The following is a 13,509-nucleotide window of genomic DNA, read 5'->3' as shown; positions in this document are numbered from 1 at the left end:
CATGACCGCCACCGCACTGCCGACCGCGGACGCGCCGTACGCCGCCGCGCCCGCGGCGACCACCGGGCCCGCGTCCCTGCCGGCCCTCGTCGCACGGCACGCCGCCCTCACCCCCGACGCCCTCGCCGTCGTGGACGGCGACACCACCCTCACCTACGGCAGCCTGCTCCGGGCCGGGCACGCCCTCGCCGCTCGGCTGCGCGCGCACGGTGTGACCCGCGGCGACCGGGTCGCGCTGCTCACGGCGCGCTCCCACCGGACGGTCGTGGCGCAGCTCGGACTCTGGCTCGCGGGAGCCGTCTGCGTACCGCTCGACCCCGCCCAGCCCCGGCCGCGCACCGAGGCGGTCATCGCCGACGCACGGGTGACGCTCACCGTCGGCGACGCCAAGCTGCTGGACGCCACCCCGCTCCCCGGTCCCGTCCTCGCCCTGCCCGAGGAGCCCCTCGCCGACAGCGGCCCGGTGGACGGAGCCGACCCGGACGGCACGGCGTTCATCATGTTCACCTCCGGCTCCACCGGACGCCCCAAGGGCGTCCTGGTGCCGCACCGGGCCGTCGCCGAACTGGTCACCGCCCCCGACTACGTCACCGTCACCGGCCGCGACCGGGTCCTGTTCCACTCGCCCATGACCTTCGACGCCTCCACCTTCGAGGTGTGGGTCGCGCTCGCCAACGGCGCCGCGGTCGTCGTGTGCACCGAACAGCGGCCCTCCCTGGAGGACCTGGCCCGGCACGTCGAACGGCACGGCGTGACGGTGGCCTTCTTCACCACCGCCCTCTTCCACCAGCTCGCGGCCCGCCGCTCCCGCGTCTTCTCCCAGCTCCGCTCGGTCGTCGTGGGAGGCGAGGCGATGGCCGCCGCCCAGGCCCGCGAGGTGCTCACCGCCTTCCCCTGGCTGGAGCTCGTCAACGGCTACGGACCGACCGAGACGACCACCTTCGCCACCGCCCACCGGGTCACCGCGGAGGACTGCGCGGAGCAGATCCCGATCGGCAGGCCCGTCGCCGGCGCCACCGCGCACGTCCTGGACGCCGACGGCAGGCCCGTCACCGACGGCGGGCGCGGCGAACTGTGGATCGGCGGCAGCAGGCTCGCCCTCGGCTACACGGGCCTTCAGGAGCTGACCGCCGAACGGTTCGTCGACCACCCGGCCGCCGCCGGGGAGCGCCTGTACCGCACGGGCGACGTCGTCTCCCTCCGGCCCGACGGCATCCTGCGCTTCCACGGCCGCAACGACGACCAGGTGAAGGTCCGCGGCTTCCGCATCGAACCGGCCGAGGTCGAACACGCCCTGCGCGAGCAGCCGGACGTGGACGACGCCGCCGTCACCGTCGAGGGCTCCGGGACCCCCGAAGCCCGCCTGGTCGCGCACGTGGTCGCCGCCCCCGGGCCCGTGCCGTCCGGCGCGGCGCTGCGCGAACGGCTCACCGCGCTCCTCCCCGCCCACCTGGTCCCCGACGTGGTGACCCTGCGGGAGCGGCTCCCCCTCACCCCGGCCGGCAAGGTCGACCGGCGCGCGCTCACCGCGGGCCCGGCCACCGGCGGCGGCCCGACCGCCGACGGCCCGGCGACCCCGATGACCCCGCTGGAACAGGCCGTCGCCGACGTGTGGGGCCAGGCGCTCGGGGTCGAGGTCACCCACCCCGACGCGGAGTTCCTCCTGCTCGGCGGACACTCGCTGCTCGCCCTCGCCGTCACCGAGGACCTGCGCGAGGAACTGGGCGTGGAGATCTCCCTCGCCGACTTCTTCGCCACCCCGAGCGTCGCCGAACAGGCGGCGCTGGTGGAACGCGCCCTGCTGGCCGCCCACCAGGACCTGCACCCCGAGACCCCGGAGCACAGCGATGTCCACTGACGCCGACGCCGCGGCCGGAGACCGCCGCCGACAGCTCCAGCAGGAGCTGCTGCGCCGGGCCCGCGCCGGCACCGCCCGGCGCGCGACCGCCGGGTCCGGCACCGGACCGGACACCGCCCGGGACACCGGTCCGGAGACCGGGCCGGACGAGCGGGCACCGCAGGACGCCACGCCCGCCGCCACCGCGACAGCGACCACCGCGGACCCACAGGGCGTTCGCGCCCCGCTCTCCCGGGCCCAGCAGCGGATGTGGCTGATGGAACGGCTGGGCGGCGCGGGCGACTCGTACCACGTCCCGTTCGCCACCCGGGTGGGCGGACCGTTCGACGTGGCCGCGTTCGCCACGGCCCTCACCTCCCTGGTCGCCCGGCACACCATCCTGCGCACCCGCTACGCGGAGCACGACGGCGAGCCCTTCCAGGAGGTGCTCCCCACCCCGCGGACGGTCCCCGTCCACGTCGTCGACAGCGAGCCGGACGACGCCCCCGGGCTGCTGCGGCGCGAGGCGGCGCGGCCCTTCGACCTGACGGCCGGCGACGGCGTGCGGGCCCTGGTCCTGCGCCACGGGCCGCAGGACCACACGGTGCTGCTGACGTTCCACCACATCGGCATGGACGGCGCCTCGCTGGAGACCGTGGCCGGTGAACTCGCCGTCCTCTACGCGGCGGCCACCGGCGCCCCGGGCCCGCAGCCCCTCGCCGAGGCACCGCAGTACGCCGACCACGCCCGCCGCGAGCACGACGGCCTGCCCGGCCTCGACGGCGAACTGGACGACTGGACCGCCCTGCTGGCCGACGCCGCCCCACCGCGGCTGCCCCGCCCGGCGACCCCCGCGCGGACCGGCTCACCGGCCGCGGCCGTGCACGACGCGCCCCTCGAACCGGGCGTCCCCGACGCCCTGCGGGCCCTGGGCGCCCAGCGGCAGGCCACCCTGTTCGCCGTGTCGCTCACCGCGGCCTTCGCCGCGCTGCACCGGCTCACCGGCGACGACGACCTCGTCATCGGAGTGGCCGGCACCCACCGCCGCGGAACCGCCATGCGCGGCCTGGTCGGCCTGTGCGTGAACACCCTGCCCGTCCGGGTGGACCTCTCCGGCGACCCGTCCTTCGCCCGGCTGCTGCGCCGCGTGAACGACGCGCTCCTGAAGGCCCAGAGCCACCGGCACATCCCGTTCGACCTGGTCCTCGAACGCCTCGGAGCCGGCGCGCGGGGCACCGACGGCACCGCGCTGGTCGGCGTCACCAGCGACGTCCTCGGCGAGCCGACCGTGCTCCGGCTGCCGGGCACCTCCGCCACGTACGTCGACGTCCCCTCCGACGGCGCGAAGTTCACGCTGTCGTACGGCCTGGAGCCGGCCGGTGACAACGGCAGCCCCCGGGTGCTCGTCCAGTACGACGCGAAGGCGCTCGACGCCGCCGCGGCGCAGGCGGCCGTACGGGACTACGCCGCCCTGCTCCACGCGGTGGCGGCCGACCCGGACCTCGCCCTGAGCGCGCTGCCCCTCCCCGAGAGGGCAGCAGCCCCCGAGGAAGCCGGGCCCGACCCCGCCGGGCCCGACCCCGCCGGGCCCGACCCGGCGGAGCCGGACGGATCCGGGGCGGAGGGCGACCGGCACCCGGCGGCCCGGGCCCTGCGCGCCCACCCGGAGGTGGCCGACGCCACGGTGGTCCGGCCGGCACAGGGGCCGGCCGTGGCCTACGCGGTGCTCCGCGACAGCGCCGGACCCTCCGGTGTCGAACTGCTCGGCCTGCTGCGCCGCACCCTCGCCCCCGGGGTGGTGCCGGCCGCGGTCACGCTCCTCGACGCACTGCCCCGTACCGCCGACGGACCGCCCGACTCCGCACGGCTGCCCGGGCCGTCCCCGCAGGACGCGCCCGGCGGGCCCCGGGGCCAGGCGGTCACGGAGGCGTTTTCCGCCGTGCTCGGGGCGCGCCCCGCGCCGGACGACGACTTCTTCGCCCTGGGCGGCCACTCCCTGAAGGCCGTACAGCTCGCGGAGCGGCTCCGCACGCACCTCGGCCTGCCGCTCACGGGCCTGGACGTCCTCCAGGCCCGCACGCCCCGGGAGCTGACCGCGCTCCTCGACGAGCGGGCGGCACGGCAGAGCGAGGCCAAGGCCGCGCGGCGGCCGGCGGCCCGCTCCCGGGAGGTCCGTCCGGGCACGGTCCTGGTCACGGGTGCGACGGGCGGCGTGGGCGCGTTCGTCGTACGCGAACTCGCCGCCGCGGGGCGTCCCGTGCTGGCGCTGGCCCGGCCCGAGTCCGCCCACCTGGTCGCGGGGGAGGGCATCGAGGTCGTCGAGGGCGACCTCGCCGACCTGGCCGGTCTGCGCGACGCCGTCGCCCGCGCGGACGCGGTCGTGCACGCCGCCTGCACGTTCACCCGTCACGAGGTGGACCTCGCGGCGACCGAGGCGATGGTCGACGCCTGGCGGCGCGGCCCGTTCGTGTTCGTCAGCAGCGTGGACGCCTACGGGCACCCCGCCACCGACCGCGTCGTCGAGGAGGCCCCGCCCCAGGGGCAGGTCAGCCCGTACGGCCGGGCCAAGCTCGACTGCGAGGACATGGTCCTGCGGGCCGCGGGGACCGGCGGACGCGGGGGCGCGAGCGCCGTGCGGTCGCCGATCGTCTGGGGCGCGCACGACCGGCTGCGCGAACAGCTGCGCTGGGGCGCCCTCGGCTCGCTCTACCAGGCGGCCCGCCAGGGCCTGCCCATCGAGCTGCCGGCTCCGGGGACCGGCGGCCACGCCTGGTACGGGGCCGCCTGGGTGCACGCCGCCGCCCTGGCCCGGGCGGTCGCCGAGTGCCTGGACCGGCCCGTGCACGGGGTCGCCAACGCGTGCAGCGGCCACGTCTCCTGGCGCGACCTCGCACAGGACCTCACGGAACTGCTCGGCACCGGCTCGGCCGTCCACCTGACCGGGACCGTCCCGCAGGACCTCGACCACCGCTGGCACTACGACAGCGTCCGGCTGGCCCGCCCGCTGCGGGCCCGGCCCGGAGAGGACCGCAGGACCGTGCTCGCGGAGATGACCGGCCCGGCGGCCGGGGCCCGGGCCTGACCCGCCCGCCGTGTCCGGAACACCCGCGGGTACTCCGGACACGGCGGCGGCCCGCCCACGTCAGGCACCCGGCGGCCCGGAGCGGCCCGCCGGGGCCGCATCCTCCGGAGGGCCTGCCCAGGGCGACCCGGCCAGGGCAGGCTCAGGGCCGTACGGTGGCCGGCAGGACGTGGGTGCCCGTCCTGTCGGTGCTCAGGCACAGCGAGCAGACGGCCGCCCCGTGGGCGGCGCACGCGGTGAGGTCGGGGCGCTCGTACGCCAGGCCGCACACGTGGCAGTCCAGGAGCAGCCCGCTCGGGTTCCCCTCGGGATCCAGCAGCGGCGCGTCGATTCCGTCGTCCTGGCGGCGCAGGTAGTAACGCCCCCGGGTCGCCACGGCCGTCAGCGGGGTCAGCACGAAGGCGATGACGGCGGCGGCCACCGGCGAGTACGGCTGGAGGGTGTCGCCCAGGAGCCCGAAGTACAGGGCGATCGAAAGCCCGGACGCGGCGACGAAGGACACCACGCCGACCGGGTTGACCGCGTACAGCATGCCGCGACGGAACTCCGGCCGGAGCGGGGACAGCTTCAGCAGGTACTTGTTGACGCCGATGTCGGTGGCCACGGTGACCACCCAGGCGATCGCGCAGTTCGAGTAGAAGCCCAGGATGCCGTTCAGGAAGCTGAACATGTCGGCCTCCATCAGGGCGAGCGCAAACGCCAGGTTGACGAGGACGAAGACCATGCGGCCGGGATAGCGCCCGGTGACTCGGGTGAAGGAGTTCGTCCAGGCCAGCGAGCCGGAGTACGCGTTGGTCACGTTGATCTTGATCTGGCTGATCACCACCAGGACCACGGCCAGCGGGATCACCAGCCAGGACGGCATCATCTCCTCGAAGGCGCCGCGGAACTGCCGGATCGGTTCGGGCGCCGCGGCCGGTCCGACCTCGGCGAGGATGCGGACGGCGAGGAAGACGCCGATGGCCTGCTTGAGCGCCCCGAGCACCACCCACCCCGGTCCGGCCATGACCACGGCCGTCCACCAGCCGCGCCGGTTCGCCGCGGTCCTGGGCGGCATGAAGCGCAGGTAGTCGATCTGCTCGCCGATCTGCGCGATCAACGACAGGCAGACCCCCGCCCCGAGCATGACCGAAGCGGTGCTGAGCGCGCCCTCGCCGTCGGTGCCGGGGTGGGCGAGGAAGCGGTCGACGCTGCCCGGGTCGGTGACGACGAGGTGGACGAGCGGGGCGACCATCAGCAGCAGCCAGATCGGGGTGGTCCACACCTGGAGCCGGGTCAGGGCCTTCATGCCGTAGACGACCAGGGGGATCACCAGCAGGGTGGACACGGCGTAGCCGAGCCAGAGGGGCAGCCCGAAGCCCAGTTCGAGGCCCTGCGCCATGATGGAGCCCTCGAGGGCGAAGAAGATGAAGGTGAAGCTGGCGAAGATGACGCTGGTGAGGACGGACCCGTAGTAGCCGAAGCCGGAACCGCGGGTGATCAGGTCGAGGTCGATGTTGTAGCGGGCACCGTAGTAGGCCAGCGGGAAGCCGGTGACGAAGATGACGACGGCGGCGACCGCGATGGCCACGAGCGCGTTGCCGGTGCCGTGGGCCAGGCCGATGCCGGCGCCGATGGAGAAGTCGGCCATGTACGCGATGCCGCCGAGGGCGGTGGTGGCCACCACCATGGGGCTCCAGCGGCGGTAGCTCCGGGGCGCGAACCGGAGGGTGTAGTCCTCCAGCGTCTCCTTCACCGCCTGCCCGGCCGCGTCCTCCGGCCCCTCTGCGGCGGCCTGTCGTGACTCGGTGGTGGTCATGCCACGCCTCCCGGTGGGCCTGGGTGCACCTGCTGCGGAGCCCCGGCGCGGCGCCGTCGACGGCACGGGGGTGAGGGACCGTCAGGTACGGTCTCCCGCACCCCTCTTACGGGCCGGGCCCACGGTCGGTCACGCTAGGCGGCAGGTGTTACCCCGGATGCGCACGGCCGTGAACACCGTGTTGCCGCGTACGGGAGCAGACGCCGGGCGGGTGCGCCGGTGGGTTCCGGGTCGGGCGGTTGCTGCGTTCGGGTGAGGGCGGGTGCGGCGGCGCGGTCGTCCCGGCGGGAGGCGTACGGGCGGGAAGGCGTAAGGGCGGCGCGCCGCCGCCCGGCCCGGTGGTCGGTGGTCCGGGCCCGGCGGCGGGCAGGGCGGGCAGGGCGGGCAGGGCGGGCGGGGACGGGTGCGGGTCAGGCGGCGACTTCGCTGGGCAGGCCGCGCGTGGTCACGACCTGGGCGCTCCCGTCGGACAGCCGGTAGGACAGGCCCACCACCGCGGTGCGTCCCGCGGCGACCTGGTCAGCGATCACCCGGGAGCGGTCCATGAGCAGGTCGACGGTGTGACGTATGTGCTCGGCGATGATGTCGTCCTCCTCCGTCAGTCCGGCGGCGCGGGCGGCCAGCACGCTCGGGGTGACCCGTTCGATGACGTCGCGCACGTATCCCGTGGCGCCGACCCCGTCGGTCAGGGCGGCGCGGGTGGCGGCGACGGCGCCGCACTTGTCGTGGCCCAGCACGACGACCAGCGGGCAGTCCAGCACGCTCACCGCGTACTCGATGCTGCCCAGGACCTCGGGGCCCGCCACGTGGCCCGCGGTACGGACGACGAAGAGGTCACCCAGACCGCGGTCGAAGATGATCTCGGCGGCGAGGCGGGAGTCGGAGCAGCCGAAGAAGGCGGCGAAGGGACGCTGCGCCGGCGCGGTCTCGGCACGGCGGGCGGCGTCCTGGTTCGGGTGCTCGGGAGCGCCCGCGATGAAGCGCTGGTTACCGGAGAGCAGCAGCTCGAAGGCCTCGGACGGGGTGGGTGTGGGAGAAGTACTCATGACCGCAGGCTACGGCCCCGACCGGCCCGCCACACCGCGAGGTCCCACGGAGGGGGAGCGGGGCGGCGGCGCGCGCCCCCGCCACCGGGCCGCGGCCGTCACGCGTCGGCCGTCACTGCTCCACCAGGTCGGGCACGATGCCGCGCAGGAGGTCGGCGCCGATCGCGCCGGCCCGTCGGAGGACGGGCACCGGTCCGGTGACGTCCACGATGGACGAGGCGACGGCCGCCTCGGTGGCCCCTCCGTCGAGGTAGACGGCGACCGAGTCACCCAGCATGTCCTGGGCCGCGTCGCAGTCCTGCGGGGAGGGCCGGCCGGTCAGGTTGGCGCTGGAGACGGCCAGCGGGCCGGTCTCGGCCAGCAGCGCGAGGGCCACCGGGTCCGACGGCATCCTCACCGCGACGGTGCCGTTGGTCTCCCCGAGGTCCCAGGTCAGCGAGGGCAGGTGGCGGGCGACGAGGGTCAGCCCGCCCGGCCAGAAGGCCTTCACCAGGGCCCACCCCTGCTCGGGGAGATCGGCCACCAGGTCGTCGAGGGCGTCGGGGGAGGCCACGAGGACCGGCGAGGGCATGGCCCGGCCCCGGCCCTTCGCCGCCAGCAGCCGGTCCACCGAGTCCGGGCGGAAGGCGTCCGCGCCGACGCCGTAGACGGTGTCGGTCGGGAGCACCACCAGCTCGCCCCGGCCCACCGCGAGGCCGGCCGCGCGCAGCCCTTCGGCCAGGCCCTCGTCCGTGGTGCAGTCATACCGAACGGCCATCGTCGCTCTCCATCCCGCCGGGCACCCGGCCCGTACCTGCCGCATTACCCCCTGCAGGGTACCGGCCCCGAGAGGCCCGCCCGTGCCGTCGCACCGGCACGCGGACCCCGGACCCGCCCGCCGGGCCATGAAGCATGCTGGTGGACAGGCCCGTTGGGCGGTGACGCGAGTGAAGAGGGGGACGTCGATGGCGATATGGGGTCTGGTGGCCGAGGCGACGGTGGGACTGGGGGAGCGCAAGCACACGGAGGCCCACGTACTGACACACGTCGAGGGCACCCGGGAAGAGGCACTGGCGGTCCTGGAGCAGCGGGCCAGGACCCATCTCCCGGAGCACCCCAGGAACCCCAGGCGCCGCCGACTCCTGCGCACCGCCGACGGGTTCCTGCTGGTCGTCGACGGCACCTGGCAGTCGCACGCCACCCGTTTCAGCGTGGCCGAGTTGCTGGAGGACTCCGACCGCCCGCTCCCGCCCGCCCGGGACGAACGGGAGATCGGGCCCGGCACCGGCACCGATCCCGGCCCCGGGGCACGGCAGTCCCCGCCGGAGCCCACCCCGGAGACCGCACCCGGTGAACCGCGTGACGAGGACGGCGTGCCGCTCCGCCCGTCCTGGCTGGGCCGGCCCGACCTGCCCTAGGGTCCGGCTGCCGGGTCGTGCCGGGCCCGCGACGGCCGGCACGCTCCGAAGAGCGGGATCACTTGCTGCGCAGGCTCCCCAGTGGCTCCGGGGTCTCCTCCAGGGCGGTGGCTGCCGCCTTCCAGCCTGCTTCGTCGCCGAGCAGCACCCCGCGCAGGTAGGCCGTGGTGAGCTGCTGGAGCAGCGCCACGCGGCCGGGGTGTTCGTCGGTGGTCTCGGCGGCACGGTGGGCGGGGATCCCGCCGAGCGAGTGCTCGGCCCCGAACAGGGTCAGCAGGCTCTTGGGGGCGGGGCTGAGCTCGTAGGGGTCGGTGAACCAGTCCGGCCCGCGGGTGGACAGGTGGGACTGGTCCCGGTCGCCGGCGACGACCAGGGCCGGGGCGGTCATGGCGTCGAACGACGGCCGCATGAAGGGGAAGTGCTCGGCGCCGAACGGGGTCAGGTCGTCGCCGAGCCCGGTCAGGGCCAGCAGCACGCCTGCCGTCACCCGGGGGTCGGACATGTCCTCGCCGGGTGTCCCGTCGGCGTCCAGGACGCGGGCGCCGAGCAGCGTGCTGACCGTCTGTGCCCCCCAGGAGTGGCCGGCCACGGCTATGCGGGTGCGGTCCACCCGCCCGGCGAGGTCCGGTACGGAGGACTCCAGGACGGCGAGCGAGTCCAGCACCGCCGTGACGTCCCGGATCCGGTGGCGCCAGATCCGTGGGGTGCGGGGGTCGTCGGCGTCGAGAGAGAGCGTCCGGGAGTCCAGGTGGGTGGGCTGGACGACGACGAAGCCGTGCGCGGCCCAGTGGTCGGCCAGCGGCGCGTAGCCGTCCATCGACCAGCCGAAGCCGTGCGAGAAGACGATCACGGGCAGATCGCGGCCGGACACCGGTGCGGAGACGCGGACGTGGAGGTCCTCGCCGCGCCCGTCGGAAGCGGGCAGCACCACCGGCTTCACGGACACCACCGCAGTGGGCGCGTCCTGCGGCGGGTGCGGGTGCGGGGCGTGGGAGTGCGAGCGCTGGGAATCGGACATGGCGGTGCCTTTCACTGGGCTGCTTCTGCGTACGGGTCCGGCGGGTGTCCGGCATCATGAATGAAGCGGAACCTTGTTCCGGAACAATACGGAACGCCGTTCCGTATTGCAAGGGTGATGAGGGAAGATGACGGCAGACGAAGCGAAGAAGACGAGGGAAGGACGGGCCGCGGTGAACGAGGGCAGCCCCCGCCAGGGAAGTTCGGCCGCATCCCGGCGCAAGGACGCGCGGCGCAACCAGCAGACCCTGCTGGAGGCCGCGGCCGCCGTCTTCGTCACCTCGGGCGTGGACGCGCCCGTACGCGAGATCGCCGCCAAGGCGGGCGTCGGCCTCGGCACGATCTACCGCCACTTCCCCCAACGGGCCGACCTCGTCATCGCCGTGTACCGCCATCAGGTCGACACCTGCGCCGAGGCCGGCCCCGACCTGCTGGCCGCCGGCCCGACGCCGTTCGCCGCGCTCGAGCAGTGGGTCGAGCTGTTCGTGGACTTCCTGGTCACCAAACACGGGCTGGCCGCGGCGATGCAGGCCGACGGCCCCGGGGCCGAGGCACTGCACGCCTACTTCCTCGACAGCCTCCTTCCCGTGTGCACCGGCCTCCTCGACGCCGCTGCCGACGCCGGCGAGATCCGGGCCGACCTCGACGCGTACCACCTCATGCGGGGCGTCGGAAACCTCTGCATCGGCGCGGACGGCGACCCCCGCTACGACCCGCGCCGCCCCGTCGCGGTGCTCCTCGCCGGGCTGCGCCGACCGTGACCCCGTGGCGGAACGGGCCGTCGCGGGCCCGGCGCGGCCGCGGGGCGCCGGCACCGGCCGGGCCGACCGTCCCCGCCCGGAGCCGGACACGGGCCACGGACGCACCGGCCCGTTCGTGTAGCGTGCCTGGTCGCGGGCGGGCAGCCGGCATCGGGGGGACAGCCCGACAGGGGGAGGGCACGACGTGAGCGAGGACCCCACGGTGGACGAGGAACGGACCCCGGCGCGCGCGGCGGAGCCGAGCTGGTCGGCGGGCCTGCACGAGCTGTGGTCCCTGGCCGACTCGGCGAAGGACGTCACGGCCCTGGCCGACCGGCTGTACGACATCCTGCTCGGGCTGCCCGGCGTCGTGGCCGTGTCGGGCAGTCGGTGGGAGGGGACCCGGCTCGCCTACCTGCGCTGGGGGACCCTCCGCAGCCCGGGCCCGCACCGGCGTGCTGGCCGCGACGGCGAGGAGGCCGCGCCCGCCCACCGGACCCCCGGCGACACCACCGAGATCACCGGCGTACCGGCGTCCACGCTGTCGGATCCCGGCTGGCCCGAGGCCGCCCCCCTGGCGGAGGCGGGCGCGCGGTCGGCCCTCGTCTGCTCCTTCCGGCTCGACTCGCAGGAATGGGCCCGCCTCACGCTCGGCCTCGCCGCACCCCAAGCCCCACAGGACGCGGCACCCGACGCCCCACAGGACGCGGCACCCGACGCCCCAAAGGACGCGGCACCCGACGCCCCGCACGACACCGCCCGGGACACCTTCCTGCGCACCGCCCTCCGCCAGGCCTGCGAGATCGTCATCGCCTGTCAGCGCCGCCTGCTGGCCCAGCGCGAGACGGAGCGGCGCCAGACCATCGACGCCTTCCTCGCCGAGGCCTCCCTCCAGATGGACGCAACCCTCGACGCCGAGGAGACCCTGCGCAGGGTGGCCCGCCTCGCCGTCCCCGCGATCGCCGAGGGCTGCGTCCTGCACCTCCTGCGCAACCGGCGGCTGGAGCCCGTGGCGACCACCCACGTCGCGGCGGGCGAGGAGCGCGGGCTGACCGGGCTGACTGGCGACCCGTGGTTCCAGGACCTGCTCCGCAGGGTCATGAAGAGCGAACAGCCCCTGGTCCTGGACAGCACGGACCTGGAGGGCGGCCCCTTCGGCCCCGGAGGCCGCGGCGCCGCACTGGACGTCCGGTCGCTCAGCGTCAGCCCGCTGCGCGCCCGCGGCCGGCTCCTGGGCACGCTCACCTTCCTCCACCAGAGCGACCGGCCGGACGCCATGTCCGCCTGGTTCCTGACCGACCTGGCCCGTAGGGCGGCCCTGGCCATCGACACCTGCCTGCTGTACGAGCAGCGCCGCCAGGACGTGGTCTCCCTCCAGAGGCACCTGCTGCCCTCCGGCCTGCCCGAGGTGCCGGGCGTCGACCTCGGAGCGGCCTACGGGGTCGCGGACGCCAGCCTGGAGGTCGGCGGCGACTTCTACGACGTGATCCGCGCCCGCGACGGGGAGTTCGCCCTCTTCGTCGGTGACGTCTGCGGCCGCGGTGCCGAGGCCGCGGCCCTGACCGGCCTGGCCCGCCACACCCTGCGCGTCCTCCTGGAGGACGGCTGCCCGCCCGAACGCGCCCTGGCCCGGCTGAACACCGTACTGCGGCAGCAGAAGGCGTCCCGCTTCCTGACGGCGACCGTCGCGAGCTGCGTGCCCGACGAGGACGGCAGCGGGGCCCTGCGGGTCCGCATCGCCTCGGCGGGCCATCCGGTGCCGCTGATCCGAAGGGCCGGCGGAACCGTGGAAGAGGTCGCGGTCGGCGGCCTGATGCTCGGAGTGTTCGACGACGCCGTGTGCAGGCCGGTCACCCGCCGGCTCGCACCGGGGGAGATGCTGGTCCTGTACACCGACGGGCTGACCGAGGCGCGTACCCAGGACGGGACGTTCTTCGAGACGCTCATGCCGTCCCGCATCGCCGCCGCGGTGCCGCCCGGCGGCGGGGGAGCCGCCCGGCTGGCGGAAGGACTCGTCGGGGCGGCCACGGCGTTCCGGCACGTCGGAGCCGACGACATGGCCGTGCTGGTGGCCGGCGTGGAAGGGGAACGATGAACGGAACGACGGACGGGCCCGCGGCCGTGGCGAGGCCAGCGGAGCACCGCCCCGGCGGCAGCGCCCTGCCCGGCGGACGGCCGGACCCCCACGCGGTGCTCGTCGTGGAGGACTCCGCCGAGGACGCGGAAGCGATAGAACGCGCCCTCGGCCGGACCCACCCGCACCTGCGCCTGGAGTTCACGGCCGACGGCGCCGGGCTCGCCGACCGGCTGGCGGCCGCGGACCGGCTGCCGGGGCTGATCCTCCTCGACCTCAACATGCCGGGGGTGAGCGGGCACGAGGTCCTCGCCTCGCTGAAGGCCGCACCGGCCCTCGCCGGGATCACCGTGGTCGTGTTCACCTCGTCCACGGCGTCCGCCGAGGTCGACGCCTGCTACGCGGCCGGAGCCGACAGCTACATCTACAAGCCGGTCAACTTCGAACTGTTCCGTACGGTCCTCAAGGGCGCGGTGGACTACTGGCAGCGGCAGGTCCCGCGAAGCTGACGCCGGGGC

At 75.3% G+C, this 13,509-nt stretch carries 10 protein-coding genes; 6 read left to right on the top strand and 4 right to left on the bottom strand.

Going from position 1 to position 13,509, the window contains the following annotated elements:
- Nucleotide 1 precedes the first annotated feature (1 nt).
- Nucleotides 2-1,858 (top strand): amino acid adenylation domain-containing protein, encoded by a 1,857-nt coding sequence (locus ACPU2J_RS01925; RefSeq protein ID WP_423832585.1) that lies wholly within the window; start codon nucleotides 2-4, stop codon nucleotides 1,856-1,858.
- Nucleotides 1,848-4,919 carry a condensation domain-containing protein gene (locus ACPU2J_RS01920; RefSeq protein ID WP_423832584.1) on the top strand — a complete coding sequence of 1,024 codons (3,072 nt, stop codon included), beginning with the start codon at nucleotides 1,848-1,850 and terminating at the stop codon, nucleotides 4,917-4,919. The genes ACPU2J_RS01925 and ACPU2J_RS01920 overlap by 11 nt, the downstream gene beginning before the upstream one ends.
- 142 nt (nucleotides 4,920-5,061) lie before the next feature.
- On the opposite strand, the gene ACPU2J_RS01915 is transcribed toward ACPU2J_RS01920, so the two are convergent.
- The 3 genes from ACPU2J_RS01915 to ACPU2J_RS01905 form a co-directional block, all read right to left on the bottom strand.
- Entirely contained in the window at nucleotides 5,062-6,717 is a 1,656-nt protein-coding gene (locus tag ACPU2J_RS01915) for a purine-cytosine permease family protein (RefSeq protein WP_423832583.1), read from the bottom strand.
- Between the two features lie 410 nt (nucleotides 6,718-7,127).
- Nucleotides 7,128-7,763, bottom strand: a complete 636-nt coding sequence (locus ACPU2J_RS01910) for a carbonic anhydrase (RefSeq protein WP_361606191.1) — start codon at nucleotides 7,761-7,763, stop codon at nucleotides 7,128-7,130.
- Between the two features lie 112 nt (nucleotides 7,764-7,875).
- A complete protein-coding gene (locus ACPU2J_RS01905; RefSeq protein ID WP_420082026.1) occupies nucleotides 7,876-8,520 on the bottom strand; it encodes an L-threonylcarbamoyladenylate synthase in 645 nt (214 codons plus the stop codon).
- A gap of 187 nt (nucleotides 8,521-8,707) precedes the next feature.
- On the opposite strand from ACPU2J_RS01905, the gene ACPU2J_RS01900 reads away from it, so the two are divergent.
- The gene (locus tag ACPU2J_RS01900; RefSeq protein WP_423832582.1) at nucleotides 8,708-9,160 is read left to right on the top strand and encodes a hypothetical protein; all 453 of its coding nucleotides are present in this window, start codon (nucleotides 8,708-8,710) and stop codon (nucleotides 9,158-9,160) included.
- A gap of 58 nt (nucleotides 9,161-9,218) precedes the next feature.
- Here the strand turns inward: ACPU2J_RS01900 and ACPU2J_RS01895 are convergent, their stop codons facing one another.
- Nucleotides 9,219-10,178 (bottom strand): alpha/beta hydrolase family protein, encoded by a 960-nt coding sequence (locus tag ACPU2J_RS01895; RefSeq protein WP_423832581.1) that lies wholly within the window; start codon nucleotides 10,176-10,178, stop codon nucleotides 9,219-9,221.
- A gap of 127 nt (nucleotides 10,179-10,305) precedes the next feature.
- On the opposite strand from ACPU2J_RS01895, the gene ACPU2J_RS01890 reads away from it, so the two are divergent.
- The 3 genes from ACPU2J_RS01890 (at nucleotide 10,306) to ACPU2J_RS01880 (ending at nucleotide 13,500) form a co-directional block, all read left to right on the top strand.
- Nucleotides 10,306-10,938: a TetR/AcrR family transcriptional regulator gene (locus ACPU2J_RS01890; protein ID WP_420082029.1), complete on the top strand. Its 633-nt coding sequence runs from the start codon at nucleotides 10,306-10,308 to the stop codon at nucleotides 10,936-10,938.
- A gap of 184 nt (nucleotides 10,939-11,122) precedes the next feature.
- Complete coding sequence (locus tag ACPU2J_RS01885; protein WP_423832580.1) at nucleotides 11,123-13,012, top strand: PP2C family protein-serine/threonine phosphatase; 1,890 nt, start codon at nucleotides 11,123-11,125, stop codon at nucleotides 13,010-13,012.
- Entirely contained in the window at nucleotides 13,009-13,500 is a 492-nt protein-coding gene (locus ACPU2J_RS01880; protein ID WP_423832579.1) for a response regulator, read from the top strand. Before ACPU2J_RS01885 ends, ACPU2J_RS01880 begins: the two co-directional genes overlap by 4 nt.
- Nucleotides 13,501-13,509 lie beyond the last annotated feature (9 nt).

Source organism: Streptomyces manipurensis (genome assembly GCF_049570255.1).
Lineage (GTDB): Bacteria > Actinomycetota > Actinomycetes > Streptomycetales > Streptomycetaceae > Streptomyces > Streptomyces manipurensis.
Note: the sequence above shows the minus strand (reverse complement) of the source record. Positions and strands in the feature narration are given on the sequence as shown.